General features: G+C 60.1%; 18 protein-coding genes and 3 pseudogenes. 8 read left to right on the top strand and 13 right to left on the bottom strand.

The window, feature by feature from the left end; translation table 11 throughout:
- Positions 1–296: 296 nt before the first annotated feature.
- From ACMTA2_RS20690 to ACMTA2_RS20675, 4 genes and pseudogenes are all read left to right on the top strand, one after another.
- A pseudogene (locus tag ACMTA2_RS20690) lies at positions 297–404 on the top strand (Ppx/GppA family phosphatase); the annotation flags it as partial.
- A 190-nt stretch (positions 405–594) separates the two neighbouring features.
- Positions 595–1,692, top strand: coding sequence for a carboxynorspermidine decarboxylase (locus ACMTA2_RS20685; protein WP_058545429.1), 1,098 nt, complete (start codon positions 595–597; stop codon positions 1,690–1,692).
- A 25-nt stretch (positions 1,693–1,717) separates the two neighbouring features.
- Positions 1,718–2,962: a saccharopine dehydrogenase family protein gene (locus tag ACMTA2_RS20680; RefSeq protein ID WP_413791545.1), complete on the top strand. Its 1,245-nt coding sequence runs from the start codon at positions 1,718–1,720 to the stop codon at positions 2,960–2,962.
- Positions 2,963–3,282: 320 nt separating this feature from the next.
- Positions 3,283–3,783 (top strand): GNAT family N-acetyltransferase, encoded by a 501-nt coding sequence (locus ACMTA2_RS20675; protein WP_413791544.1) that lies wholly within the window; start codon positions 3,283–3,285, stop codon positions 3,781–3,783.
- Positions 3,784–3,845: 62 nt separating this feature from the next.
- Here the strand turns inward: ACMTA2_RS20675 and ACMTA2_RS20670 are convergent, their stop codons facing one another.
- Positions 3,846–4,274: a DUF1810 domain-containing protein gene (locus ACMTA2_RS20670; RefSeq protein ID WP_413791543.1), complete on the bottom strand. Its 429-nt coding sequence runs from the start codon at positions 4,272–4,274 to the stop codon at positions 3,846–3,848.
- A 161-nt stretch (positions 4,275–4,435) separates the two neighbouring features.
- Here ACMTA2_RS20670 and ACMTA2_RS20665 point away from each other — a divergent pair, with 161 nt between their 5' ends.
- On the top strand, positions 4,436–5,218 hold the full coding sequence (locus tag ACMTA2_RS20665; protein WP_413791542.1) for a hypothetical protein: 783 nt from the start codon (positions 4,436–4,438) through the stop codon (positions 5,216–5,218).
- Complete coding sequence (locus ACMTA2_RS20660; RefSeq protein ID WP_413791541.1) at positions 5,205–5,870, top strand: LuxR C-terminal-related transcriptional regulator; 666 nt, start codon at positions 5,205–5,207, stop codon at positions 5,868–5,870. Before ACMTA2_RS20665 ends, ACMTA2_RS20660 begins: the two co-directional genes overlap by 14 nt.
- A gap of 5 nt (positions 5,871–5,875) precedes the next feature.
- On the opposite strand, the gene ACMTA2_RS20655 is transcribed toward ACMTA2_RS20660, so the two are convergent.
- The 11 genes and pseudogenes from ACMTA2_RS20655 to ACMTA2_RS20605 all read right to left on the bottom strand — a co-directional run bounded on the left by ACMTA2_RS20655 (position 5,876) and on the right by ACMTA2_RS20605 (position 18,806).
- Positions 5,876–7,528, bottom strand: a complete 1,653-nt coding sequence (locus tag ACMTA2_RS20655) for a diguanylate cyclase domain-containing protein (RefSeq protein ID WP_413791540.1) — start codon at positions 7,526–7,528, stop codon at positions 5,876–5,878.
- A gap of 129 nt (positions 7,529–7,657) precedes the next feature.
- Positions 7,658–7,742, bottom strand: a pseudogene (locus ACMTA2_RS20650) (cytochrome C); the annotation flags it as partial.
- A pseudogene (locus tag ACMTA2_RS20645) lies at positions 7,741–7,854 on the bottom strand (nitrate reductase cytochrome c-type subunit); the annotation flags it as partial. The pseudogenes ACMTA2_RS20650 and ACMTA2_RS20645, both read right to left, overlap by 2 nt.
- Positions 7,855–7,857: 3 nt before the next feature.
- A complete protein-coding gene (locus ACMTA2_RS20640) occupies positions 7,858–8,556 on the bottom strand; it encodes an outer membrane protein (RefSeq protein ID WP_413791539.1) in 699 nt (232 codons plus the stop codon).
- Between the two features lie 55 nt (positions 8,557–8,611).
- Entirely contained in the window at positions 8,612–9,082 is a 471-nt protein-coding gene (locus ACMTA2_RS20635) for an SRPBCC family protein (protein ID WP_413791538.1), read from the bottom strand.
- Positions 9,083–9,131: 49 nt separating this feature from the next.
- Positions 9,132–12,539: a beta-ketoacyl synthase N-terminal-like domain-containing protein gene (locus ACMTA2_RS20630; RefSeq protein WP_413791537.1), complete on the bottom strand. Its 3,408-nt coding sequence runs from the start codon at positions 12,537–12,539 to the stop codon at positions 9,132–9,134.
- Positions 12,540–12,612: 73 nt separating this feature from the next.
- Complete coding sequence (locus ACMTA2_RS20625) at positions 12,613–13,704, bottom strand: acyl carrier protein (protein ID WP_413791536.1); 1,092 nt, start codon at positions 13,702–13,704, stop codon at positions 12,613–12,615.
- A 118-nt stretch (positions 13,705–13,822) separates the two neighbouring features.
- Entirely contained in the window at positions 13,823–15,586 is a 1,764-nt protein-coding gene (locus ACMTA2_RS20620) for an FAD-dependent monooxygenase (RefSeq protein ID WP_413791535.1), read from the bottom strand.
- 3 nt (positions 15,587–15,589) lie between these two features.
- Positions 15,590–16,201 carry an HAD-IB family hydrolase gene (locus ACMTA2_RS20615; RefSeq protein ID WP_413791534.1) on the bottom strand — a complete coding sequence of 204 codons (612 nt, stop codon included), beginning with the start codon at positions 16,199–16,201 and terminating at the stop codon, positions 15,590–15,592.
- Positions 16,191–17,711, bottom strand: a complete 1,521-nt coding sequence (locus ACMTA2_RS20610; RefSeq protein WP_413791533.1) for a class I adenylate-forming enzyme family protein — start codon at positions 17,709–17,711, stop codon at positions 16,191–16,193. Before ACMTA2_RS20610 ends, ACMTA2_RS20615 begins: the two co-directional genes overlap by 11 nt.
- An 81-nt stretch (positions 17,712–17,792) precedes the next feature.
- Positions 17,793–18,806 carry an SDR family oxidoreductase gene (locus ACMTA2_RS20605; RefSeq protein ID WP_413791532.1) on the bottom strand — a complete coding sequence of 338 codons (1,014 nt, stop codon included), beginning with the start codon at positions 18,804–18,806 and terminating at the stop codon, positions 17,793–17,795.
- Positions 18,807–19,306: 500 nt separating this feature from the next.
- Between ACMTA2_RS20605 and ACMTA2_RS20600 the strand changes: the two genes are divergently transcribed.
- Together ACMTA2_RS20600 and ACMTA2_RS20595 are read left to right on the top strand one after the other, a co-directional pair.
- Positions 19,307–19,903, top strand: a complete 597-nt coding sequence (locus ACMTA2_RS20600) for a TetR/AcrR family transcriptional regulator (protein WP_413791531.1) — start codon at positions 19,307–19,309, stop codon at positions 19,901–19,903.
- A gap of 375 nt (positions 19,904–20,278) precedes the next feature.
- Positions 20,279–21,484, top strand: a complete 1,206-nt coding sequence (locus ACMTA2_RS20595; RefSeq protein ID WP_413795695.1) for a DSD1 family PLP-dependent enzyme — start codon at positions 20,279–20,281, stop codon at positions 21,482–21,484.
- Positions 21,485–21,534: 50 nt separating this feature from the next.
- Here the strand turns inward: ACMTA2_RS20595 and ACMTA2_RS20590 are convergent, their stop codons facing one another.
- A complete protein-coding gene (locus ACMTA2_RS20590) occupies positions 21,535–22,755 on the bottom strand; it encodes a multidrug effflux MFS transporter (protein WP_413791530.1) in 1,221 nt (406 codons plus the stop codon).
- Positions 22,756–22,847: the final 92 nt, after the last annotated feature.

Raw genomic sequence — 22,847 nt, 5'->3', positions numbered from 1 at the left:
TGTTGAAGCATCACGCCACATGGGTGGCGGTACGCCGTTCTGTGAGGGTAGACGAAGGAGAGCGATATTAACCGTTTCTGGCCATGAACTCACCCAAACCCCTTGTGGGAGCAGGCTCCACTCACTGGCAAACGGTGGGCAGGCGATCACCAGGTCAGGACCGTCGGGCAAACAATTCGGGGCCAGGCGCCACTGCCTGGCGGGTTCGTTGGCTAAAACAGGGCGTGTCATCCAGGTGTCATCGGACCCATGGCAAGCTCCTCGCAAATGATCGTGGGATGCACGGCGGCGCTTGTCGAGTCGCCGTCTTGCAGTTTGAAGACATGGCGGCGCGTTACCGCGCGCAGGGCTGGCAGCAGGGGATCGGTTCTTCCGGTACGGCTCAAGGTCGAGCGTCAGCGCTCTTCGGTTACTCCTCCTCCTTTGGCAGATCCAGGATTTCTTCGCCTGGGCGGTCGGTATGTCCGGTGATCGCAAAGCGTCGGCCTGGATAAGGATGATTGCGCGAACGGGGCTTTTCGCTCTTTCGATATGCAGTCAGTGAAGGCACAATGCGCATCCTTTTTTGGCTCGCCTTGCCCGGAGGCCTCGAAAATGATCAAAACGCCGTACTACCTCATCGATAAACAAAAGCTGCTGGCGAACATGCAGAAGATCGCCTATGTGCGTGAGCAGTCCGGGGCCAAGGCCTTGCTGGCGCTCAAATGCTTCGCCACCTGGTCGGTGTTCGACCTGATGCAGCAGTACATGGACGGCACCACGTCGTCGTCGCTCTACGAACTCAAGCTCGGCCGGCAGAAGTTCGCGGGCGAGACCCACGCCTACAGCGTGGCCTGGGCCGACGATGAGATCGAGGAGATGCTCGCCAACTGCGACAAGATCATCTTCAACTCCATCGGTCAGTTGCAGCGCTACACCGAGGCTTCGGCCGGCAAGGTCCGTGGCCTGCGGGTCAATCCGCAAGTGAGCAGCTCCGATTACCTGCTGGCCGACCCGGCGCGCCCCTTCAGCCGTTTGGGCGAATGGGATCCGGTGAAAATCGAGCAAGTCATCGAGCATATCTCCGGCTTCATGTTCCACAACAACTGCGAGAACGGCGATTTCGGTTTGTTCGACCAGATGCTGGGCACTATCGAAGAGCGCTTTGGTCACTTGCTGCATAAGGTCGAGTGGGTCAGCCTCGGTGGCGGCATCCATTTCACCGGTGAAGGCTACGCCCTGGACGCCTTTTGCGCACGACTCAAGGCCTTCTCGCAAAAGTATGGCGTGCAGGTCTACCTGGAGCCGGGCGAGGCCGCGATCACCCAGAGTGCTTCGCTGGAAGTCACCGTGCTCGACACGCTCTACAACGGCAAGCACCTGGCCGTGGTGGACAGCTCCATCGAGGCGCACATGCTCGATCTGCTGATCTATCGCCTGGACGCCAAGCTGGCGCCGAGCGAGGGCGAACACACCTACATGGTGTGCGGCAAGTCCTGCCTGGCCGGAGACATTTTCGGCGAGTACCAATTCGATCGTCCGCTGTCCATCGGCGATCGGCTGTCGTTCATCGACGCAGCGGGCTACACCATGGTCAAGAAAAACTGGTTCAACGGCTTGAAAATGCCGTCCATCGTCGTGAAACAGCTCGACGGCAGCGTCGAGGTGGTTCGCGAGTTTGTTTACGACGACTACTTGTCCAGCCTCTCTTGAGCTGGCGGAAGGAGAAATAAAGAAATTGAAGAAGAACGTACTTATCATTGGTGCAGGAGGTGTCGCCAAGGTGGTGGCCCACAAGTGCGCGCAGCACAACGACGAACTCGGTCGTATTGCTATCGCGTCGCGCAACATCTCCAAATGCCAGGCCATCATCGACAGCGTCAAGGCCAAGGGTAGCCTCAAGCAACCCGCCGACATCAAGGCCTTTGCACTGAACGCCCTGGATGTCGAAGCGACCAAGGCACTGATTCGCGAAACCGAGTCGCAGATCGTCATCAACGTCGGCTCTGCCTTTCTCAACATGTCGGTGCTGCGTGCGTGCATCGATACCGGCGTGGCCTATCTGGACACCGCCATCCACGAAGAACCGGGCAAGGTCTGCGAGACGCCGCCCTGGTACGGCAACTACGAGTGGAACCATCTCCAGGAATGCCAGGAGAAGAACATCACCGCCATTCTCGGCGTGGGCTTCGACCCGGGTGTGGTCAATGCCTATGCGGCACTGGCGCAACAACAGCATTTCGACCGCATTGATTCGATCGACATTCTCGACGTCAATGCCGGCTCCCATGGCAAATATTTCGCCACCAATTTCGACCCGGAAATCAATTTCCGCGAGTTCACCGGACAGGTGTGGAGCTGGCAGGACAGCCAGTGGACCAGCAACACCATGTTCGAGGTCAAGCGCACCGATGACCTGCCGGTCGTCGGCTCGCAGAACCTGTACCTGACCGGTCACGACGAAGTGCACTCGCTGTCGAAGAACCTCGACGTGCCCAACGTACGTTTCTGGATGAGTTTCGGCGAGCACTACATCAATGTGTTCACCGTCCTCAAGAACCTGGGCCTGCTGTCCGAGCAGCCGGTCAAGACCGCTGAAGGCCTGGAAGTCGTGCCGCTGAAAGTGGTCAAGGCCGTGCTGCCTGACCCTAGCTCGCTGGCGCCGGGCTACACCGGCAAGACCTGCATCGGTGACCTGGTCAAGGGCGTCAAGGATGGCCAGCCGCGCGAGATGTTCATCTATAACGTGGCCGACCACGAGGACGCCTACGCCGAAACCGACAGCCAGGGCATTTCCTATACCGCTGGCGTGCCGCCCGTGGCGGCCGCGTTGCTGGTCGCCCGTGGCCAGTGGGACGTGCAGCGCATGGTCAACGTCGAGGAACTGCCCGCCGAGGCGTTCCTTGAAGCGTTGGATGTGATGGGCCTGCCGACGCGTATCAAGGACGAGCGGGGAGACCGTCCCTGGAACCAGAATGCCTGAGGGATTCCAGGCAGGTTCCGCCCCGGCTACCCGATAGAAACTGCAGAACTGCGCTGGACTCTGCAGGCGATTGAACCAGGAGAATCACCGTCGCGTGAAGCCCTGGCAATCCGCGGGAAGCGCTGAAGAAATGCTCCGTATCGAAAGGTACGGAGCATTTTTCGTTTATGACATCTTCCAATGAATAACCTTGTGACGAGGGGATTTATCCCGCTGGGCTGCGCAGTAACCCCCTGACACAAGACTGTTCGCGCAGAAAACCTCGCCATGAGTCGTCACTCGACCTTACGATTGCGCTTCAGCCCCAGGAGAAGCAATCAGTGACACCATTCAGGATTCGCGAGCTGGAGAATACCGACGTCGAAGCGCTGCTGGCCTTCGAGATCCACAACCGTGAATGGTTCGAGTCGCATATCGACGCACGCGACCCAGCCTTTTATTCATGGGCGGGCGTCACCGAACACATTGAAAGCTATTTGGCCGATTGTGCTGCCGGCGCCTGGCACCCGTTCGTGATCGAAGACTCCAGCGGGAGAATAGTGGGGCGGGCGAATTTGAAAGGCATCCATTCACCACGCGGTAGCGCCGAGGTGGGCTATCGCATTGATCAACGCGTTTGTGGGCAAGGGTTGGCAACGCAGGCCCTGAAGCATCTGATCGAGGCGGCGCGGATGCGTTGGGGGCTTACGCAATTGGTGGCTTATGTCTATGACAACAATGTCGGCTCAAGGAAGGTCCTTGAGCGGTGCGGGTTTGTGCCTGAAGCGCTTTCGGGTAGCGAGGAGATCGAGGGCGGAGGCCGTTTTGTGCTGTCGATCTAGAACGTTAATCCGAGCAGGGCAGCCATTGGGCCATGTGTACTGCCAGCCTCCATGTTTCGTGTTCAGACATTCCTGCTCTCCTGCTCCTTAAGCAATTCCAGTGTCCTTGCGTCGACCCTCAGCCCACCTTCCAACGCCTGGGCATACACGGATCGCCCGCCCGCAGCCGCTGCAAAAAGCGTCATGCAGGACGCGAACTTCATGGCATCGATGGTCCCGAGGAGTTTCTCCAAAGCGGCTTCCGAGTCCAGTACGGCACGAGTCGCGCGTTCGAGTCGCGGTCCCAGAAGCGGGTGCTGCAAATAGTCACGCGCCTCGTCAATGCCGCGCAGACCATAGTAGGTGGCGTTCTCGCTGACACCCAGGCCGCGTAATTGCGGAAAGATGAACCACATCCAGTGGCCTTCCTTGCGACCACGCTGCAGTTCCAGCAAAGCGTGGTCATAGGTAGACGCTTGCGCCTGGATAAAACGCTCCAGTGATTCGGTCATGCGAGCCTCCGATAGGGTTTCAAGGCTGAAGAATGAACCAGACAAGAGCAAAGCCTATAGCACACTTGCGCTATAGCGCCGGTCGGCACTCGACCCTAACCTGTGAGGCTGTCGTGTTCCAGATTGGTCGTAATGAGTACATTTGAACAAGGATCTGTTTTTTGAAAAGTACACCCACCACTAAACCCAGCATCTGCCCGGCGTATCGCAGGCGCCTCGCAACGGCATTTGCCGCCTCGGCCCTTGCCGCCAGTGGCTGGGGGGCTTTTATCGCCGGCGCGTCGGCCTCCACCGCCAGCGAGACATCCTCTGCGGCTTGCACCAACGAAGCGGACTTTCAGGCCGGAACAGTGGTGGAGTACGAAAGCCGCGACAACCTGTCGCCCGCCACCAGTCGCGGCAAAACCGAAACCCTGGGGCGCGAGGCATTCGCCGGCGTCAATCCGGTGGCTTCGGTGCACACCTCGTTCATGAATGAGGTGCCGTTCTTCCTGACGACGACCTTCGCCGAGATCAAGGACGGTCGACTGGTTCGTTACGGCGATCGCCATGGCGCCGGGGCATCGTTGGTGACCACCACCTACGAGCCTCCCGCTTCCACACCGATTGATCTGCAACCTGGGCAGACCGTCACCGTCAGCTACAAGAACAAAGCCGTGAGCGCCGGGGCAACGGTCGAGTTCGATATCGTTGAGAAGCTGACTTATAACGGTCGTGAAACGATCAAGACCGCCTTGGGTACGTTCGATACCTGCAAGTTCACCAATGAAATCTCCACGGGCCCCGTTTCGGCCGAGCAGCCGAAACAGGTCGTCGTTGTCCAGAACTGGTTCCCTGCGGACGGGCCTTATCGTGGTCAGTCGATCCGATCCGTCACGCCTCCTTCCAATGGCGTCGCGCAGAGAGTCAGTGAAGTCATCAAGATGCAGTATGAGACGCGATGAGCGACGCGTTTCAGGCCTGAAGATTTGCCGGATCATCGTGGCAGACGAACACCCGCTGTTTCGAGAGGGGATGACGCTGTTACTGGAACGCCTGATACCTGAGGCAATGATCGATCAAGCAGGGAGCCTGGAAGAAGTACGGACGCTCGCAGCGAATGGACACGCACTCGATACGTTGATTCTTGACATACGTCTTCCCGGACTGGGTTCCGTCAGCGAGCTTGCGCAGTTGCGCCAGGCACTCCAGCACACCGTGATGATTGTGGTTTCGACCCTGAACGACGGCGATATCATCGGGCGTATCATGGAGACCGGTGTCGACGGCTTTGTCGGCAAGAGTCTTTCTCCCGACCAGGTCGGCAAGGCCATCGGCGCTATTCGTCGTGGAGAAGTATTGGTCAAGTACGAGCCTTCGGACCCGCTGCCGCTGGGTTCCAACGATGACATGAGCAAGCTCACGTCCCGGCAGCGAGAGGTCTGGCAATTGATTGCCGAAGGCAAGACCAACAAGGAAATCGCCTCGGCGCTTGAGATCTCTCCTTTCACCGTGCGCATTCATGTTTCTTCGTTGATCCGTGCGCTGAACGTTCCCAACAGGGCGGTGGCCGCTGCACGTTTTGCCGGGCGCGAGGCGCTTCATACCTTGCGCTGAGCGCCTCAGGCCGTCGCTCCGGTATCCGGGATTTCGGTTAGCGAGGCGTCATGGAATTGCGCTTGGGACTTGCCCGCACGCTTGGCCCGGTAGAGTGCTTCGTCGGCCTGGGCCAGCGCGTCGGCAAACTCGCCGCCGGTCCACAGCGTTGCGCCGATGCTACAGCCGATTGTGATCGACTCCCCGGCCAGCACGACCGGTTCGGCCAGTCTTGCGATGATGCGCTGGGCGGCACCCTGCAGGCTGGACAAGGCTTCTCCCGTGCGCAGGCGCAGCAGCAATACGAACTCATCCCCGCCGTGGCGCACGGCGATGTCGCCATCGCGCACAGCGGCCAGGAGCCGGAAACCGACTTCCTGCAGTAATGCATCGCCCACGGCATGGCCGAAGCGATCGTTGACGGGCTTGAACCCGTCGAGATCCAGGCACAGCACGCCAAAGCCAGGCTGCACGTCCACCTCGTTGCGTACCGCCTCGATGTATTTTTCCAGGGCTGCCCGATTCGGCAGACCGGTGACGACATCGCGGTAGGCGATCCCCTCGACCACGGCCAACTGGCCCCTTTTGCGGGTGAGGCTGTCAACAAGGTGCCGGATCGCAACACTCAGCGTTTCGACTTCGCGCGTACCCTTGAGTAATGGAATCCCTACATCGGCGCCTTCGGAAAGGCGCGCGGCGGCCTCGGCGATGACGTTCACCGGACCGGTGAGAATACCGGCCACGATCCATCCGATGACCGCGAACAGGACGGATAGCAAGCCACCCCAGAGGAGTATTTCATTGCGCATCTCACGTGATGCCGCAAAGGCGACCTCGGCGGGCTGGCGTGTCACCACGGTCCACCCCAGGCCGGGATAATCGTCGACGCCGACACTTTGCGCCGCACCTGCCAGATAGAGGTTACCGTCCGGCCAGCGCTCGACCGACCAGCTTTGTCCGCGCCCATCGAGCGTGACGCCGGCGGGCTTGCCAATCATGTCCTTGGGGCCCAGCAGGATGGTGCCGTCCTTGCTGATGACCAGGAACTCCAGGCCAGGCAGGCGCTTTTGCAGGGGCTCGAACAGCGATCGGCCAACTTCCGCCGCCCATTCCCAGGAAAGATGCGTCGCGAGCACGCCCGTGAGGTTTCCGGCGGCGTCCTTGATGGGCATGCTGATATCGACGAATTTCATCGCTTCCCCGGAGGGATTCGGCAGCAGCTTGGCCAGCAGGACGGCTTCGTGGACATCGCCGATAAATGTCTTCTCCCGCGCATTGGCGAAGACTGGCCGTTGCGAGATATCGGCGCCAGCGAGCACTCCGTTGGTGGATGCGACCACTTTGCCGTGGGCGTCGGTGAGGCCGATCCAGGAGTAGTTCGGGAATTGCTGGCTAAGGTGGTCGAGCAGGGCGCGTGCTTCGCCGGGGTTCGCCGTGTTGCGCAGGGTTTCCAGCTTGCTCAGGACCGTCAGCGCTCTTGAACGGCTACCCATGTCGCGATCGAGGCGGTCGATCATCGAGTAGGCATATTCGCTCAGTTGCAGGCCGGTTTGCTCCTTGAGCCGCGAAATGGAGGACTCGCCGATGACGGTGCCGAAGACGCAACTGAGGAGCAGCACCACCAGCGCCACCACGATGGCGAAGCGTGCCCGCAAGCTTTGGAAGAGAAGGGTGTACATGTCGGGCCGCCACTGGAATGGGAAGGCCTTCATTCCATGGCGTTCTTGACGCGCATCCTCTCAGAATTTTCCGGTTTGGGGTACTGGTCCAATCAACACTGACGCGACGACAGGAGCAACGTCACTACCGAAGTCGTGGCAGTTTGCGGCATGCGCGAGAGTCATTGGCCTTGGGCCTGGACCATTTCGACGCCTGCATCTTGCGGGCGATTTCATGGGGCTATTCGGCTATTGCTCACCAAGGGTTTCACGTCGGCCTGGGGCACATGGCACTGGTAGCAGAAGTACCGACGTGGTGCTACCGCTGCCAGCGCCTGTCCGTCTTGCGTTTACAACCAGTACCGCAAGCCAAGCATCAAGGATTGGGCGTTGTATTGCGTTTGCACGTCGCCCTCGGGCAGGCCCTGGATATTGCCGAAGTGCGCTTCGCCGGTCTTGAAGTAGCGATAGTCCAGGGACATGGACCAGTGCTCGCTGAGCTCGTAGCCGACCCCGGCGCCGAGTTGCCAGGCCGAGACGGTGTCGCGATGGGTGTCGCCGAACTCGACGCCGCCGGCTTCCAGGCCGGTGATGGTCAGCACGGCGTAGCCCAGGCCACCGCCCACATACGGGGTGAACCGGCTCAAGGGGGCCGGCAGGTTCGAGATGTCATACCAGAGGTTGGCCATGAGGCTGGTGGCTTCTTCTTCGCCTTTGCCGTCGATGCTGCCGCCACCCTCGTAGACCCGGCGGTTGAACTGGGTCAAGGTGTTGCGACGGTAGCTCAGTTCCACTTCAGGCCTCAGCCCGACCGGGAATCGCCAGCCCACTGCCAGGCCGGTGGCGAAGCCGGAGTGCAACGGTTGGTTGTATTCCATCTCGACGAAGTCGAGGTCGTTCTGGTTAAGGTCCTGCTCAGCGACCCAGTTCACACCGCCCATGGCACTGACATAGGGGCCGAGTGTGTCGGCGAAACTCGATGCTGGGGCGGTAACACCCAGGCCAATGATGCCCATGACGAGATGGCGGCTGTTTTTCTGTAGGTTCATGCTAGATCCGAATGTTGCTGTTATCGATAAGTAGGCCAAGCGTGTTCGCAGGTGTTCACACGAGGTGCAGCGGCGTCGCGGTTTTCCCCCGCGCTGTGGCGCCGACGGCCCGTTGTTCAGCCAGCTTGCAGAGGTTGTCCAGGGCGGTGGTCATCGCGCTGGCCAGCGCTTTGCGCAGCAGCCCCCGGTACAGGAAACTCAGCGGCCCCGAGATTCTTGCGCTATGGATGACATGGGTTTCATCGGCAGAGAGCCTGCGCATCCGATGATCGAATTCGAGGTCTATCCAGAGCAGCCGTGCGCTGTTGCGATAGCTTTCGTGCAGGCTCACGGCTTCGAGTTTCAGGGCCATGTTCAAGCCATTCTTGAGGACACACGTGCCGCGCGTTCCTGCCTGGAACGGGCCGTCGAGTTGACACTGGCGAACGTCGGTATCCCACAGCGGCGCTTCGGGGAAATTGCTCCAGAGCTTCCAGATTTCAGAAGGGGGCGATTTGACTATGACTTGCACGTTGACATCGTTCACGGTGACACCTTGGTTGTGGGGCGCGGGCATGCTGGGTGGGCAGAACCATTCAGGCTGCCGGTGCGGATTGACTCAGCACCTGGGCGGTAATGCTGGCTTGACCGATTTTTTCGCCCCGGTTGAACAGGTCGATATAGATGCGGTTGGTCTTGAAGGCCTGGAGCGCAGTATCGAAGCCGGCTTGCGGCGCCAATGACAGCGGGCTGTTCCTGGGGATGGGCCGCTCCAGGCTGAAACTCAAGGCCAGCAGGTTCATCGGGGTATTGAGTGGGATCCGCAGGTGGCTGTGGGCGATCTGCATGTAGCACTGGCGAGCCACTTCGAGGAAATACACCATCGAATAGTGCTGGGGATCGCCTGCCTGGAAGAAGTGTTCCGGCGGCAGTTTCACGGTGTCCACGCTCAAGCCCTGGGCGACGCCGCTCATGTCACTGACAATGACGTTTTCCGCCCTGGCCTTGTGCAACAGGGCCTTGTCGCGGCAGGGCGTGGCGGTGAATTCGCTGGCCGGCGATGTCTCGAACGCCGAGCTGTAGGCCATTGCGAGGACGCAGGTGCACATCACTTTGCCGTCCTGCATGACCTTCGCGTGGAACACCTGGGAATCTTCGCCGTGCTCCACATGCAGATCGACCACGTCCTGTTTTTGTACGTACTGTTGGAACTTGATCGTCAGGGTCTTGATGTAGGCGACCCGTCCGCTCAGAGGTGGCATGGCGAGCTCGATCAATTGCAGCACGCCCTCCAGCAACAAGATGCCCGGAATGTGATCCAGGGGATGGTCGAAGAAATACGGGTGCGCTTCATTCACCACGAGTTGGGCGTGCAGCGATTGAGGGGCGCGCCGGGTGTTGGCAATCACGCTATGTTCCGCGCTGCGCTGCCAGTGCGCCGCACGCAGGGAGGTATCGCCACGGTGCAGGGCGAACAGGCTTTCCATGGCGCGCACCCGTACCCGCAGCCCGGAGAGCAGGGTGCTGGTGAGCATGTCGCTGAGCTGTTGCACATCGACGCCATCGTTCTGTGGCTCGCGGACCAGGTTGACAGGTGTGATGACCTGCTGCAGTTCCTGGGATGAGGAATGGGCGAAGCGCAACATGAAAGGATGCTTGATGGGCGAGCTGACCTCGGCCGTGGTCGGGTTCCACTGGCGCAGTTGCTCGGTAAACAGCCACATCACCGGCTTGCCGGCATCGCGCACTTCGATCACGGTATGGGTCGCGCCCCGCAACATCACTGCCAGCAGGGTTTCGACGCCACTGGCTTCGGCCAGGAAACCGGTGATCTCCTGCAGCGACCCGCTGGCAGGCATCCCGACAGGCTGCAACTCACACACTTCGACGTTCGAATAATGGCTGGGCGCCTTGCCCAGTAATCGGCAGGCCTCTTCCAACGAGCCGGCCGCGTGGGCGAGGACTGCGGCGCGGATCACCAGCACGGGTGTGTCAGTCGCCTCCGGTTGATAGCGACGCAGCGCCAGCAGCCCCAGTCCTTCACCCTGCGGCGTGGCGCTGTGCCGGGCGCGCTCGACCTCGATTTCACCGCTGACAAAACGTCCCGCGCCGAGCAGGAGCGTGGTGATGCCGTTGTCGAACCATTGCGGCGAGGCCAGCAAGGTTTGCCAGAACAGGCCCGCAGTGCCGACCAGGGTCTGATGGAAACCCTTGAAATCAAAAATCTGCGCCGGGTAGCCGGACAGCATGTTCGGCAGCATGGTCGCCACGTCAGTCACCTCCACGCCTGGCGCCGCGCCTTGTGCCCGGGAGTAGAAGTTGTGGGCGCTGCTGTAGGCGTTGCTGAAGCGCTCGCCCCCCATGTTGCAGCACATCACCATCGCGGTGCCGGACGAACCGGCCACCCCTGGCAAGCGTCGCAGCAAGTGATTGACGCGATCGGTGATCAACAGCTTGAACGGATCGACATGGGCCAGCGGCTTGGGGCCCATGCCGAAGCCATCGATATCGATGACATGGTCTTGCGCGAGGAATTTGCCCAGCAATGGCTGGCCGGGAACCGGGGTGTAATCAACGAAGCGCCCATAAGGGAACACGACCGAAGGTGCCGCCGGCTGGTCGAGTTGCTGTTGGAATGACTGCAACGAACGGTGGCTGCCCAGCGCCGCTTCAGCCTCGACAATGGCAAGGTCCAGCGTCACCACGCCGCAGGTGCGCAGGGCTGCGGCCGGTTGGTCGCCGGGCAGGTATTCGTCCACCACCAGGTGCGCGTTGGCGCCGCCAAAGCCAAAGCTGGAAATGCCAATCCGGACAGCCGACTGACGTGCCTCCAGAGGGTGTACCTGCTGGGTGGCGAGTCGCAGGCAGGTGTCGTCGACCTTGGTGCTGGGGCGGTAGCCGGGCTGCGGGGGAATGCCTTTGTGGCGCAGTATCATCAAGGCTTTGGCGAGCGAAGCGCCGCCAGCAGCGGCCAAAGGATGGCCGATGACCGACTTGATCGAACCGATGGTGATTTTCTGGTCGTCCAGACGATGGGGGGCGAAGAAGCTGTTCAGCGAGGCCAACTCCGTCGCATCCCCCAGCGGTGTACCGGTGCCGTGGGTCTCGATGTAGTCCACGTCCCTTGGATCAAGGCCGCGATAGGCGCGTTGGTAGGCCGAGTACTGGGCCTGTTTGCCGGGGGCGAACACCGAGCCCTCGGCGCCGTCGGCGGACATGCCCAAGGCGCGCAGGACGCCCAAGGGACGGCGTTGCGCCGCCAGGGCCTGGGCGACCGGTTCGACCAGGAAGGCCACCGCACATTCGCCCGGCACGATGCCGTCGGCGTCTTGGCCGAAGGCTTCCATCCGTGCCCGCGCGGAAAACGCCGTCAACTGGGAGAAACCGAGGAACAGCGCCGGTGGCAGCACCGTGTTGAGGGCCATGACAATTGCGTTGTCCGCCTGACCGCTGTTGACCAGCGCCTGGGCCATGTCCAAGGCATAGGGGAACGAACTGCACGCCGTGTCCACCGACAGCGCCGGCCCACCCAAGGTAAAGGCCGCGGCCAGCGCCGACACTTGTTCACCCGGTGTAAAGCCCGGTGGTGCATCGCTTTTTCCGGACAGGCCGGTGGCGAAATAACTCTCGTCGCTCCAGGAGGTCGCGACCACCAGCGCGGTGCGTTCGCCGTTCAGTGGCGAGCCTTGTGCGGCCAGTTGGGTGAGCAGCGTCTGGAGCACTTTCTTGCCGATGGCGACCTGCCGTCCTTCGTGCCGTGACGGGATCGAGGCGTCATCAGTCAGGCAGAAAGCGCTGTCCAGGTACGTGCGATCCTTCTCGCCAGCCTTGCTTGAATAGATCGACGCCTTGTCCACTTCCCAACGTGTCGGCATCGATTCGATCGGTGCGATTTGCCCTTGGGCGAGCAACTGCCAGAGCGCCTCCGTTGACGGAGCCCCTGGAAACTCGCCCGCCATCGCGCTGAAGCAAAAATCGCCCGTTGTTGTGACTGCGCCACTCATACCCTGTCTCCTGATCGCAAAATGCTGGGCGACCTGTTCGGTCGCCCGGATTCCTTTCCTGTTGCCGCTGGGGTCAGCTCAGCCTGGCCAGCAGCGACAAGGCGTCCTGGGGCGTGCGGCGGGACATCAGCGCTTCACCGGCAAACTCGCTGGCCGAACACTGCTGCGCCATGGATTGGCAGAGCGCCTCCCGGGCAAAGCCGTTGAGACCCAGTTGGGCGAAGGGTGTCTGGAGATCGAGCGATTGGGCTGCGTCAGGGAGCAACGGCGACAGCGCGCTGAGCAGCAGGTCGACTTCCTGCTCTTGAGTGTCCGTCGGGGCAGGGGACGGCTCTTGGCAAGGTGCCGCTTGTGGCGGGGGAGCGGCCAGGGCGGTTTGAATCAGGGCGATGGTCGCCTGTGGGAACTTGGCGTTGGCCAGCTCGGAACTGTGGGCCTTGAGCTGTGGCCACATGGCGACGACCGACTCAAGGAAATCCAACTGCACCAGCGAATCCAGGCCCAGGCTTTCATAGCTGTGTGTCGGGTCGATCTGCTCGACCGTAAAACCGGTGATCGCCGCGAGTTGCTCCAGTACCCACCCCTGGACGTCCACCGCCGGGGCCTGCGGATCGGCTTCAAGCCGTGCCAGCAAGGCGGTCGGGGTCGGGGCATCGAAGAGCTGCGCGGTGAGGGCTTTCTTTTCCGGGAAGTGCTGGGCCAGTGACTCGAAAATATCCACCAGCCCCAGCGAGTCGATCCCCAGGCTCTCGAACGTCTGATCGAAGTCGATCTGCTGTGCCTGGAAGCCGGTGACCGTGCTGATTTCGGCGCGCAACCATTGCCCGTAGTCGAGTGCCGATGTCTCTACGGCGGCTTCGGCGGCGGGCACCGGAGCCAGTATGTTCGAGTGAGCGGGAACAGGCTCCAGCACCGCAACATTCTGGCTGGCGGACGTTTCGATCCCATGGGCATAAACGCCCTCGAGAACTTGTTGATGTGCATTGAAGTAGTGTGCAGTGACGGATTCGGCCTGTTCCAACACGCGCAGCAATATCGCTTCCTTGGCGATATTGGATTCGCACAATGACTCAATGATCTTTTCGGACAGAGAGAAATAGCTATGGGCTATTCTTCCATTGGACACGATGAATTCCTGCACCACGTCGTTAAGTTGCAAGCGCATAAGGTTCTCCTAACCAAGTCGGTCGATATTTCCATGCAGAAGAAATATCAAAAATCATCGCCCAGGACTGGGCTTTGTTTATATCAATGAAGCAAACCGGCAGTAGCCATAGGGCGACTTAAAGTTGGAGTTCCACTGCGTCGATCTCGCAAGATATTGTTTTGCTGGCCCCCTTGAGTAACCCGGACCGCAGGTTCAGATAAGTCGCCAGTGTTATTGCATCAGCGCCTTGGAAAGCGATGTAGCCGTCAGGGCGAATCAGCATCAACGTGCCTTCCTTGGCGTGGTAGCGCTTGTGCAGTCGCCAATCGGGGTCCAGCAGTGTCGAGTGCCAGGCCGGCAGCCCGGCGCTGCTCAGGGCGTCGATCACGCAATAGGCCTTGATGCCGGGGTAGTCCTTTTCCACCGATTCGGCCAATGCGTAATAGCCCGGCAATAACGGCGAATACTGATCGGCCGCGGTGAAGATCAACAGCGTGAACGTCCCATGGAACAGGTCGATCAAGCGTTTCGTGGGCATCCCTTGCAGTTGCCACAACTCGACATCCGGCGCCAGTTGCCCGGCGCGAGGCGCTGCAGTCTGGAACTCGGGCTTTTTCCCTTTCCTGTTCCAGTTGTCGCGCTGCTTCTTCGTCAGCGATTCCTGGATGTAGTCGCTCTTGCCATAGTGATACTGATGGCCGGAAATCATCGACGGCAACTTGCGCTGGACCTTCTTCCGGTTGCTCAGCAGCGGCAGGACGTGGTCGCGCAGCCAGACCAGGGCGCGCCGTCGGACGGTAATCAGTCCTGTCAGTCGGTGTGCGGTATTTTCGACTTCCAAGGCAACCGGATAACGCTCTTCGTTGTAGCTGTCGAGCAGGGACGGATCCGCCAGGCCTTGATCGACATAAGCGATTTTCCAGGCCAGGTTATAGGCTTCCGAAACCCCCAGGTTCATCCATTGGCCACCGATGGGGCTGCCGATGTGCGCCGAGTCCCCGAGCAGGAACACGGAGCCTTGTTGCATCGATTGCACGCGGCGATGCTGGAAAGAAGCGATGGTGGTCGATGAGATGTTGGACAACGTCATCTTCTGCCCACGTCCTTCGCACAGGCGCTGGAAATTCTCCAGGCTCAAGGACGGTCGCTCGCCTTCGGGTGGCAGGTTGTAGGGCATTTCGATGAACAGCCGGTAGCGGGACTGGGCGCTGATCGGTGCCACGGCCACGTAACCGTCTTGTGCCCCCAGGAAAAACGCGCCCTCGTCCTTGCTGCCGGACCATTGGATATCGGCATCGGCGAGCATGAAGAAGCGGTCGTAGGACGAACCTTCGAAGGTCATGTCCAGGCGTTTTCGGATGTTGCTGCGAGCACCGTCACACGCGGCCACCCAGCGACTGGAGCAGGTTTGCTCGGTGCCGTCGGCACGCTTGAGTGTCATGCGCACCGACCCCGGGAGGTTTTCGATGTCCACCAGTTCGGTGTTCCACTCCACCTCTGCTCCCAGTTCCTTGAGCCGCTCCAGGAGAATCCTTTCGGTTTGCGGCTGTGGCAGGCTCAAGAGCAGGGGATAGGTCGCGTCCAGGTAGGAGAAGTTGTAGTTCAGCACCCGCTTGGCATTCGATTGCACGGAAAACTGGTTGATCGTGAAACCATCGCTGATGGCTTGCTCGGCAACGCCCAGGTCGCGAAAGATTTCCAGGGTCCGGGAATGGATCGCCATTGCCTTGGTCGCGGTCGACGGACCGGCGTTCCTTTCAATGATGCGAAACGCCACGCCCCATTTTTTCAGCATGATTGCCAGGGACAGGCCAATGGGGCCGGCGCCGACGATCATGACGGTCGGGGTGTTGCCAGGGCGCTTGAAATGCTGGGGGGCCAACGTGCTCAGAGTGTTCATCGATCAGTACCAGTTTCTGTAGAAGGGAGAGTTGGCAATGCCGAGCAGGGCATCGTCCCCTGATGAGTCGCCGTAGGCATAAATGTAAAAGTCATCGAGGTTGTCCAGGCAGCCTTTGAGCCGCGTGACTTTCTCTCGCTCCACACAGTTGGTACCGGCTATCGCGCCTGTCAGTTTGTTCTTTGCCGTGGCCAGGCGAGTGCCGCACACATAGTCAAAACCCGCGACCCGGCCCCAGGGGATCAGGTAGTTTTCCGGCGAGTTGCTGACCAGGGCGGTGACGTGCCCCATGGACTGATGCCATTGCAGCCGCCGCAGAGCCTCGGGCCTGAGCCAGCGCGGCAGCTGTTCGCTGATGAAGTACTTGGCATGCTCGCGTTCTTGCTCCACCGACAACCCGCCCAGGTAACAGGCAATGAAGGCCAGGCGTGCTTGCATCAGCGGGGTGATGCCCAGGATCACGCTGAGCATCTTGGGCAGCAGGGGAATGATCCTGAGCCAGAACGAACGGGTGCCTACGATAAAGCGCATGTAGCGCCAGAACGTGTGCCGGTCGGTCAACGTGCCGTCGAAGTCGAAAACGGCCAGTACCGGTTGGGTGCTGTTAGCGTGCATGTGCCTCTTCCTTGAGCGAAATGATCTCGATGGTCTTGGGCAGCTTGAAGCCCGACAGGTAGCGCGAAAGCAGGGTGCCAAGCGCGTTCTGGGTCAGCCCGCCGCGCCCTTCGACGCACAAGTGCAGCACGTTGACTTCCTTGTGGTCCGGGACGATGTAGGCCCTGGCCCGCACCACGTCGGGGTGCTTGAGGGCGATGGATTCGATCTCCACCAGATCGACCATCTGCGCCTTGATCTTCGAGATTCGCAGGCGTTGGCAAAAGAAAAACACGTGCCCATCGTCGTCGCGCCAGACCAGGTCGCCGCTGTGGAACCAGCCGTCGCGAAAGAATCGGGCATTGGCGTCCTCGGTATCGTTGTAGCCGTCGATCACCATCGAGCCGCGGATCAGCAATTCGCCGATGCGCCCGGGTGCCACGTCCTGGCCCTCGGCATCGACGACACGCAGTTCCACGCCGCTGATTGGCTGGCCCATGGCGCCACGGTGAACCGTGCCGGTCGAACTCTGGACAATCACGGGCATGCTCTCGGTCAAGCCATAGCCTTGCAGCACTGGATTGCACCCCAGCAGCGTGCCCAGTTTCTCGGCTTCATCGGCCGGCAGGTGGCTGCCGCCCGAGTAGATCATCAGGTGTGGGTGCAACGGCAATCGTGCGCCCCTGCGTTTGGCCAGCCGCGTATTGAAGTAGCGGATGACGTCCGGCACCAGGCAGGCAAAGGTCACCTGATGCTCGGACAGGACTTCTGCCAGGTCCCGGTTGAGCAGGGTGTTGGTCATCAGCAGGGTCGCGCCCACGCTCAGGGGAAACACCATCATCACGGACAGGCCGAAGATGGCATACAGCGGCAGCGTCACCAGGTGCACGGAGCCGACGCCTTGCCGGTGAAAGTGTTCGTGCAGCCCATCGCTCGATTGCGTCAGGTCGAGGTAGCGGTGAGAAACAGTCAGGGGCCTGCCGATGCCTCGATAGGTGAACTGTATCGAGACGATCGGATTGCCTTCGGGCAACAACAGGGGTTCCAGTTGCCGAGGAAGTCCAGAGGCGGCCGTTGCATTGGCGGGCAGGGGCGATGACGGTTCGCTCCCGCCGTCCAGCACCAGGGAATGCCTGACGCCGTTGTCGGGCTGGAATACCTCGTTGTGTTGCACCCAAAGCGTTTCGGTCGTGACCACCAGGGTCGGCCTGGCGAGGCTGACCACGCTGTTCAGTTCGAAAGAGGTCAACTTGTAGTTGAGGATAACCGGAATGGCACCCCGCCCGATGATTGCCAGGTAGTAAGCGATGAACGCCACCCCGTTGGGCAGCACCAGCGCTACTTTATCGCCTGGCAATACACCAAGTGCCGTCAGGGCGCCGTTGCAGGCTTCGGCTTTGCTTCGCAGCTCGCGGTAACTGACGGTATCTTCTTCGGTGTCCAAGTGCCGGATAGCAACTTGCTCGGGGAACGATTCCGAAAAACCGACAAAACGATGCAGAAAACCTTCTTTATATGAAAGGCTTTTCATTTACCAACCTCTTTCAATCCTTGGATATGGGGTGCGTCAAAAAAAGTACTACAGAGGCAGGCTTTATGTGAAAGGCCTCAATTAAGCGTCTGTGTAGTTGTTGTTCCGATACCAGTCCAAGGTATCGGTCAGGGTTTCAGCCACGGGGCGGAACTGGCATTCCAACTCCCTTGAACTTTTGTGGTGGCTGAAATGAGTGCGGTCTTGTTCTTGCGCCATGAGCTTGACCGTGGAAGTACTGATGAGTACCGGTTTCTTGGTAATCCGGTAATAGCCTTCATAGATAAGCGCGATGAGCCGCAGCATGAACAACGGCACTTTTCGTTCCGGGGCTTTTACACCACTGACACTGGACAGCGCCTGGAAAATGCTCTTCATGTCCATATGATTGCCGGCGGCGAGGTAACGCTCTCCGGACCTGCCGCGGGTGATGGCCGCGATTTGATGTTCGGCGACATCCCGGGCATCGACGACGGAAAAGCTTCCGGGGAGTACGCCGGGCAGTTTTTGTCCGACAAAATCCAACAGGAACTGTCCTGACGAGGTCGGACCGATATCCCCCGGGCCGAACATCCACCCTGGCAATACCATGGCAATGAACATGTCCGGGTGCTGTGCAAGGAATTGCTGCACCTTCTGTTCGGACAATATTTTGCTCAAGTAATAATCGTCCGCCTCCCGTTCACTGCGAGACATGGTCTCATCGATCACTTGATCTTTATTGCCCTTTAACACGGCAATGGAAGAGGTGTGGACGGCGCGACGGATTCCGGCGTCATAGGCGGCTTGCAACAAACGCTCGGTGCCGGTCACATTCGTGTCATAGAGTTTTTGCCAGTGCTTCCCGCCTTTGTAGCTGTCGCGGAAATAGGCGGCCGTATGAAACAAGGCATCGCACCCCTGCAGGGCATGGCTGAAGGCATCGACATTGAGCATGTCGCCTTCGACCCATTCCACGGGCAGGCCGCCGAACTGTTTCTTGGCTTTTTCGGCGGAACGAACCAGTGCTTTTACTTTGATGTTTCGTTTTAACAGCGCACGAACGACATTATTCCCGAGCAGGCCAGTAGCGCCTGTAACGAAGGCATATTCCATTAAAATACCGCTCCTGTGAGGTGACCTGCCATTGCATCGAAACCGGTGTCACTGACTCGATGCCCTGATCAGGCGTTGGGCTCCACCAACGGCGCAATTAAAAACCATTCGGTATCTGAAAATCAAGTGGTATTTCGCAATGAGCGCGAATCGATGGCTCTGCACCGGCCCTCGCGCGGATTTTTCCACGCTGCGGTGTGGCAGGGAGTACCGGGAAGTCAGGAGGCGGGGGCGATCCAGCGGTTCTGGGAGCGAACCTCGACGGTATGTATTCAGCTGTTCCGAGTGAAAAAAAGGTGACTGCATAGTCTATCTAGCATCTTGTCAGGCTGTCCCGGTTACATGGCACATACATCGCGCTGGATGAAAGTTAAAATGTAAATGATTGAACGGGCCGCGTATAAGATATGATGACGAGAAATGGGTTCACTACTGTGAGTAATCGCTTCGTCGCATTCAGTTACAGGTGCATATTTTGACTGGCCAAAGGAGCCGAGGGCGTGATTAAAAAGAGACTAGGTCGAGAAGAGAGCCAGCAAGTAACAAGAGACAAATTATTTGACACTGCCACTGAGCTGATGATCAGCAAAGGCTTTCATGCCGCGAGCGTCAACGTTATAGCCGAGGAGGCCGGCTTCTCCAAAGGCGCCTTCTTTTCCAATTTCTCCAGTAAATCGGACTTGCTTCTGCAACTGACTCAACGCTTCAAGCGCGTTGAAATCGATCGATTGAGTACGACCCTGACGTCGGGGTATTCGTCGGAGCAATTGAGCCACGGTTTGAATGCCTATATCGATACCCTGAAGAACAATACCCGCTGCGCGATCCTCGATGCCGAGTTGCAACTGATTGCCCTGCGCGATGAAGAGTTCTCACAGCATTACTACGACTTGCATGAGGAAAACAGCGAGGCCTTGGGCAAGTTGATCACCATCATATTCAACCATGCCGGCAAGAAACCACCCCTTGACTATGCCGCGCTGGCGAAGACCTTCACAGCCTTGGCCGAAGGCTTGATATTGCAAGGCCATAAAGATCCGGCGATTGAAATAAAGCTGGTGCTCAATTCACTCATTCAGACCGCAGAACCTCTGTAGTCTCCGTCATTATTCCTGACTGGCCAGCCACTGGCGTCCGGCATTGGGTTCGCTTAATACCGCTGCCCGGATCAACGGCTCCATGAATCGATGTTGGCGGTGCAGCCGTCACCGTCATCGCGAGCCAACGCCCTCGCCACCGTTTTTTCGACTGCCCTGAGTGAGCAGCGTTGCCCAATGACGGGTACTTGTCGGGCATCGGCGAAGCATGGCCGCTAAAGCCCCCTTTCTGGCCTCGCATAACCTCAACGACGCAGTAGCGCTGCCGTAACGTGCACCTGACTGCGCACGCGGAGGGGCGTCCTGATGAACCGTAGAACCTTTATGCTCGGCATCGCCGGAGTGGGGGCGTTGATGGCTGGGGCGGGGGCGCTATTGCGTCCGAGCGACCGGGGCAGTCCCTACAATGAGTACTTCCGCGCGCTGAACCAGGAGCTGAAGGCCCGAGGGCCGATGCGGCCCGTGATGTTGATCGACCTGGGCCTGCTCGATCACAACATCAATGTGGTCATGCAATCGATCAAGCGGGGCGGTAAGCACCTGCGTCTGGTGGAGAAATCCCTGCCCTCGCCAGGGTTGTTGGCGTACATCGCCAAGCGCACCGATACCCGGCGACTGATGTCGTTTCACCAGCCGTTCCTCAACCACGATGCGGTGACTTTCCCCGAGTCTGACATCTTGCTCGGCAAGCCATTGCCGGTACGCTCCGCCGAGTTGTTCTACCAGACCCACAAGGGCACCTTCGACCCGTCCAGGCAACTGCAATGGCTGCTCGACACCCCGCAACGGCTGATGGAGTACCGTGCATTGGCGCAGGGGCTGGGCATCCGGATGCGGGTCAATATCGAGTTGGATGTCGGCCTGCATCGCGGCGGCGTCGCTGACCTCGGGGGGCTCGCCGAGATGCTGAAGCTGATCAGCGCCCACCCGCAACATCTCGAATTTTCCGGCTTCATGGGGTACGACCCGTTTGTCGGCATGGGCGTGCCTCGGGTCCTCGGTTCGTCCCAGGCACTGTTCGACCAGGTGATGCTCATTTACAACGGCCACGTGAACTACGTACGTGAGCATTTCCCGGCGCTTTGGCACGACGGGCTCACACTCAATACCGCTGGCAGCCCCAGTTACGGCATGCATGAGCAGGAACGTTTGAGCAGCGAAGTCTCGGTGGGAACGGCGTTTCTCAAGCCCACCCATTACGACCTGCCATCCCTGGCCGAGCATGTGCCGGCCGCCTTTATCGCAACGCCCGTGTTGAAGAGCACCGGCGCCGTCAATTTTCCCGCCCTGGATGGCAAGTCCCGATTGTTCTCCTGGTGGAACCCGAACCAGCGCGGGACGTTTTTCATCTACGGCGGCAACTGGATGGCCGAGTTCGAGTCCCCCACGGGGCTGCAAAGTAACGAACTCTATGGGCGCAGTTCCAACCAGGAAATGGTCAATGGTTCACCCGCCGTAGGGCTGAACGTGGGGGACCAAGTGTTTCTACGGCCGACCCAGACTGAGTCCGTGCTGCTGCAATTTGGCGATTTGCTGGCCGTGCGCGGAGGGAAGATCGTCGAAACCTGGCCGGTGTATTGACTGGTCGCTGGCCTAGACCCGCCATGGTGCTTGGCCGGCAAAGCGGTTGCTCAAAGCCGACCCCGCAACACAAACAGCACCAGCGCGACCAGGCAGGCCGTCGCCTGGATCCCACCCAGGGTCGTGATCGGCGCGAAGCTCAAGACCGAGGCCAACCAGGTAGTCAGCGCAGCCGCGCCCATGGAGATAAAACCCAGCAACGCCGACGCCATCCCGGCTTCCTTGCCGAAAGGGCCCATGGTGATTGCCGTGCCCAGCGGATTGGCCAGGCCCATGCCCCAAAGGAACGTGACCATCGAGAGGGCATACCACCACAGGCCAGGCACGGCCGGGCCAACCAGAAGCAGGCCGCCGCCGGTCATGGCGCAGGCAATGCCCAGGAGCGTGACGATTCGGGCGCCATGACGATGGGCCAGGCGCGGAGCCGCCATGCCGGCTGCAAACACGACGAACACCGTGGAGGCGAAATACAGGCCGGTCTGCACCGACGTCAGGCCGAAGCCCTGCATCAGGATGGCAGGTGCCGCCCCGAACGAAGCGAACAGGCCGCTCAGCAGCAGGCCCATGGACAGGGCGGGGAGAATGAAGCGCCTATCCAGTAGCAATTGGCGATAGGCGAGCACCACGCTCTTGGCCGAGTGCGGGGCCCGGCGATCGGCGGGATGGGTTTCTCCGAGGTCGCGTACGTAGAAAAACGCCAATACAACGGCGGCCAGCCCCACCAGGATGAAAATGGCGCGCCAGCCGAGCGTGACGGCCAGTACGCTACCGGCCAACGGCGAAAAACCCGGTGCCGCGGCGGTGGCGATCATTGTCAGCGACAGGGCGCGGGCGAGCGTCTCGCCTTCGAACAGGTCCCGGGCGATGGCACGCGACAGCACCGAGGCCGCGCACACGCCAAGCGCTTGCACGACGCGCCCGGCGATGAGGATATCGAGCGTGCTGGCAAAGCCGGCGATGACGGTGCCGACCACGAACACCGAGAGGCCGCCCAACACCAGTTTCTGGCGCCCGTAGCGGTCGGCCAGTGGCCCGACCACCAGTTGGCCCAAGGCGAACGTGATGAAGAAGCTGGAGAGCGTCAGGCCGAGCTCGCGGGCGGTCACACCCAGGTCTTCACCAATCGCCGCAAACGCCGGGAGGATGATATTGGTGGACAGCATGCTGATCGCCGCCAGGCCTGCGAGCAGTGCCACGATTTTGCCGGTCAACGGTTGGGGGCGGGTGTGGGGTTGCGCGCTGGCAATCGCCACCGAAGTTCGGGCTTCCATACATCCTCTCCTGCGCTGGGTTGACGGCAAAGACGTTGATACCCAATACCGCGACGGTGGCTGTGGCCTTGTCGCGGCGGCATTGGCGTTCA

It is taken from the genome of Pseudomonas medicaginis (assembly GCF_965119365.1).
GTDB lineage: Bacteria > Pseudomonadota > Gammaproteobacteria > Pseudomonadales > Pseudomonadaceae > Aquipseudomonas.
Note: the sequence above shows the minus strand (reverse complement) of the source record. Positions and strands in the feature narration are given on the sequence as shown.

Excerpts from the sequence above, each read along its gene's own strand:
- ACMTA2_RS20615 (WP_413791534.1), bottom strand. The coding sequence starts at position 16,201 with ATGCACGCTAACAGCACCCAACCGGTACTGGCCGTTTTCGACTTCGAC.
- ACMTA2_RS20660 (WP_413791541.1), top strand. The coding sequence starts at position 5,205 with ATGAGACGCGATGAGCGACGCGTTTCAGGCCTGAAGATTTGCCGGATC.
- ACMTA2_RS20625 (WP_413791536.1), bottom strand. The coding sequence starts at position 13,704 with ATGCGCTTGCAACTTAACGACGTGGTGCAGGAATTCATCGTGTCCAAT.
- ACMTA2_RS20655 (WP_413791540.1), bottom strand. The coding sequence starts at position 7,528 with ATGTACACCCTTCTCTTCCAAAGCTTGCGGGCACGCTTCGCCATCGTG.
- ACMTA2_RS20630 (WP_413791537.1), bottom strand. The coding sequence starts at position 12,539 with ATGAGTGGCGCAGTCACAACAACGGGCGATTTTTGCTTCAGCGCGATG.
- ACMTA2_RS20620 (WP_413791535.1), bottom strand. The coding sequence starts at position 15,586 with ATGAACACTCTGAGCACGTTGGCCCCCCAGCATTTCAAGCGCCCTGGC.
- ACMTA2_RS20685 (WP_058545429.1), top strand. The coding sequence starts at position 595 with ATGATCAAAACGCCGTACTACCTCATCGATAAACAAAAGCTGCTGGCG.
- ACMTA2_RS20670 (WP_413791543.1), bottom strand. The coding sequence starts at position 4,274 with ATGACCGAATCACTGGAGCGTTTTATCCAGGCGCAAGCGTCTACCTAT.
- ACMTA2_RS20640 (WP_413791539.1), bottom strand. The coding sequence starts at position 8,556 with ATGAACCTACAGAAAAACAGCCGCCATCTCGTCATGGGCATCATTGGC.
- ACMTA2_RS20610 (WP_413791533.1), bottom strand. The coding sequence starts at position 17,711 with ATGAAAAGCCTTTCATATAAAGAAGGTTTTCTGCATCGTTTTGTCGGT.
- ACMTA2_RS20590 (WP_413791530.1), bottom strand. The coding sequence starts at position 22,755 with ATGGAAGCCCGAACTTCGGTGGCGATTGCCAGCGCGCAACCCCACACC.
- ACMTA2_RS20605 (WP_413791532.1), bottom strand. The coding sequence starts at position 18,806 with ATGGAATATGCCTTCGTTACAGGCGCTACTGGCCTGCTCGGGAATAAT.